At 68.0% G+C, this 2,869-nt stretch carries 3 protein-coding genes and 1 pseudogene; 2 read left to right on the plus strand and 2 right to left on the minus strand.

All coding sequences use genetic code 11. The features are described from left to right. Positions 1-931: AraC-like ligand-binding domain-containing protein (locus G5C60_RS50230; RefSeq protein ID WP_165270949.1), on the minus strand; the 931-nt coding region annotated here is incomplete at its 3' end. Positions 932-1,118: 187 nt separating this feature from the next. Continuing rightward, positions 1,119-1,274 (minus strand): annotated as a pseudogene (locus G5C60_RS50235) (maleylpyruvate isomerase family mycothiol-dependent enzyme); the annotation flags it as partial. 68 nt (positions 1,275-1,342) lie between these two features. Between G5C60_RS50235 and G5C60_RS50240 the strand changes: the two are divergent. Both G5C60_RS50240 and G5C60_RS50245 read left to right on the plus strand, forming a co-directional pair. Beyond that, positions 1,343-1,633 carry a hypothetical protein gene (locus G5C60_RS50240; RefSeq protein WP_165270945.1) on the plus strand — a complete coding sequence of 97 codons (291 nt, stop codon included), beginning with the start codon at positions 1,343-1,345 and terminating at the stop codon, positions 1,631-1,633. Positions 1,634-1,686: 53 nt separating this feature from the next. Continuing rightward, positions 1,687-2,618 (plus strand): IS5 family transposase gene (locus G5C60_RS50245; protein WP_420907493.1). Its coding sequence is split into 2 segments (ribosomal slippage): positions 1,687-2,020 and positions 2,020-2,618, totalling 933 coding nucleotides; the frame shifts between segments, so codons are not numbered across the junction. The last annotated feature ends 251 nt before the right edge of the window (positions 2,619-2,869 follow it).

A 2,869-nucleotide genomic window follows, 5' to 3' on the forward strand; every position in this document is an offset into this window, starting at 1 on the left:
GTGGGGTGCCGTGGGCGGTGCGGAAGGCGCGGCTGAAGGCGGCGGGGTGGGTGAAGCCCCAGCGGGCAGCGATGGCCTGGACGGGGACGGTGCGCATGGCGGGGTTGGCCAGATCCTGGCGCGCGCGTTCCAGGCGTTGGCGGCGCAGGTAGGCGGAGACGGTTTCGTCTTCGCCTTGGAAGAGCCTGTGCAGGTAGCTGAGGGAGATGCCGTTCGCGGCAGCGATCGCGCGCGGGGTCAAGCACGGCTCGTGCAGGTTCTGTTGGATGAATGCCTGGATGCGTAAGACCAGATTCCGCTGGTAGGTATCGGGGGGCAGGGAATCCTCGGTGTCAAGGGCGTGGGCGAACAGCGCGGTGACCAGATCGACCAGGACCGTCCCGAGACGGGGCGCGTCGGAGGGCGCGTACTGGTCGGTGTTGTCGGTTATCTGGGTGAGGAACTGCGCCAGGAGGGCACCGACCCCTTCCCGCCCCGACATCCGCGGTCCGATCGCCTGGTCGACCCGGCTCCTCGGCAGCGACAGATGCGCCTTGGGAACCTCGATGCCCACGATCCTCAGCCCCTGACCGGTCCACATCTCGGACGGTCGTGAGGAGTCGTTGGCATGGAAGTCGTACGCGCGGTAGGTCGCTTCGTGCTTGCCCCAGGAGGCACCCCCGCTCCCTTGCAGGACGAGAGAGAGGTGGTAGGACTCTGGATCGGACTGCCTGACCAGCTTTGGTGTCCGCCGGCCGACCATCGGCTGAAATTCCGCGGGCCACACCGACACCGCGCCGAGCCCGATCAGCCGCTGGTGCGCCCGGAAGTCGGCCGCGTTCTCGCTGCTGAGGTCCACCGGGCGGGATGTCTGATTTACCAGCTCACGCCAGTACTCGAACCGGTCCGCCGCAGACACGTCCTCACTTCGGAACACCGTCTCGATCAGCATGTCCGCCACCGCCTCCTCGTCGAGTCCCCTTCGACAGCCAGATTGGCCCAAGCGGCCTGCGCCAAAGCCAGTTGCTCTTGGGCTTGCCGCAGTCCGCGATCGACAAGGTGCCTGCCACTCCAACCATTACCCCGAGTAATGCTGCTACTCCCTTGATCCATAAGAGGTGTGTCTACCGCACACATCGGCGACTGGCCATACTCGGACACCCGGCGGTCGCGATCCCGAAGTCGGCCTCGGACCTGGCCCGCAGCAGCGGGATCAGCGCGTCACGCTCGACGGTCAGCAGCCGCCCGGGCAGCTCGGGGTCCCGTACGTCGTTCACATCCGCAGGAGTAGTCATGCCTCCCACGCATAGGGGGCTGGCGGATCGCGAGCCTGCTGTCCGAACGGCTGGGTGTCGAGGTGACGATGGCCGACATCGACGAGCTCGTCGTCCAGGAGCACCTGGTGGTCGTCGGCTACTTCAAGCGGAGGCCGATGTACGCGACGGCCGCCGCGCTCGCCCTCGACGAGGACCTGGTGCGCGGCGTGGTCGCGGAGCGGATCGCGTGGGAGGCGGCGAGCGTCCCGAGGGATGCGGCGGCCGCGCGGATCGGCTGGCACTGGCGGGACATCGTGCGGATGGGCGAGGAGGGGCGCATCACCCTGGGCAAGGGCGGCCGCTACCTGATCACCGACCTGGAGGCGCTGGCCGCCTAGGGTTTGTCCGGCCGATCATGTGACTGCCTCGTGTCTGGGTCGTTGATGTGGGCATGGGGCGGGGTGATCTGACGGATGCGGAGTGGGAGCGGCTGCGGCCGTTCCTGCCTGTCAGCAATGGGCGTTGTGGCCGGTGGCGGGATCACCGGCAGGTGATCGACGGGATCCTGCACCGGGTGCGGACCGGGGTGCAGTGGCGGGATCTGCCCGAACGGTTCGGGCCGTGGAAGACCGTCTATGAACGCCACCGGCTGTGGTCGGCCGACGGTACCTGGGAACGCCTGCTCCACCAGGTCCAAGCCGCGGCCGACGCCACCGGCGACATCGACTGGGACATCGCGGTCGACTCGACCATCGTGCGCGCCCACCAGCACGCGGCCGGTGCTCGCACCGAACCACCGCCAGCGCCCGCGTCAAAGGGGGCCGAGACAGCAGAACACCAGGAGGAGACGCCGTGGCAGAACCTGTTCGCCCGGCTGGTGGAGGTGGTGCAGGAGGTGAGGCACTGGGCCGCTCGCGCGGAGGGCTCACCAGCAAGCTCCACCTGAGCGCCGACGGACGCTGCCGCCCATTGTCTCTGATCGTCACCGGTGGACAGCGCGCGGACTGCACTCAGTTCCAGCCGGTGCTGGAGAAGATCCGCGTCCCACGGCCGCGGCCGGGCAGGCCGCGAACGAAGCCCGACAGTCTCGCCGCCGACAAGGCCTACAGCAACGGGCCCTGCCGCGATTACCTGCGACGACGGGGCATCCGGCACACCATTCCGGAGAAGACCGACAGCCAGGCCGCCCGCCTGCGCAAGGGCTCACACGGCGGTCGGCCGCCCGGCTTCGACCAGGAGCGGTACAAGAAGCGCAACACGGTCGAGCGGGCGATCAACAGGTTGAAGCAGTCCCGGGCCGTGGCCACTCGCTACGACAAACGCGGCTACGTCTTCCTCGGCACTGCCACCATAGCCGCCCTGGTCATCTGGCTCCGCACATGATCGCCCGAACAAGCCCTAAGTGACTGTTGTCGTCCCCGATCTTGGGGGGCGTGCGCCGAACGGGGCCTGGCGCTGCACGCGCCAGGCCCCGTGGGACAGGGACGGTTCAACCGGCGGGAACCTTAGTTGTGGCGTAGCTGACGCGTTTGCTTATTGATCTTGGTTGTGGCCTGGTGTTGCTCAGTTGTGCTGAGCGGTAGGTGTGTTCCGTGGGTGGGGTTTAGGCGGAGTTGGGTGTCCGGCGCCGGAGG

The organism is Streptomyces scabichelini (assembly GCF_011045015.1).
Classification (GTDB): Bacteria; Actinomycetota; Actinomycetes; order Streptomycetales; family Streptomycetaceae; genus Streptomyces; species Streptomyces scabichelini.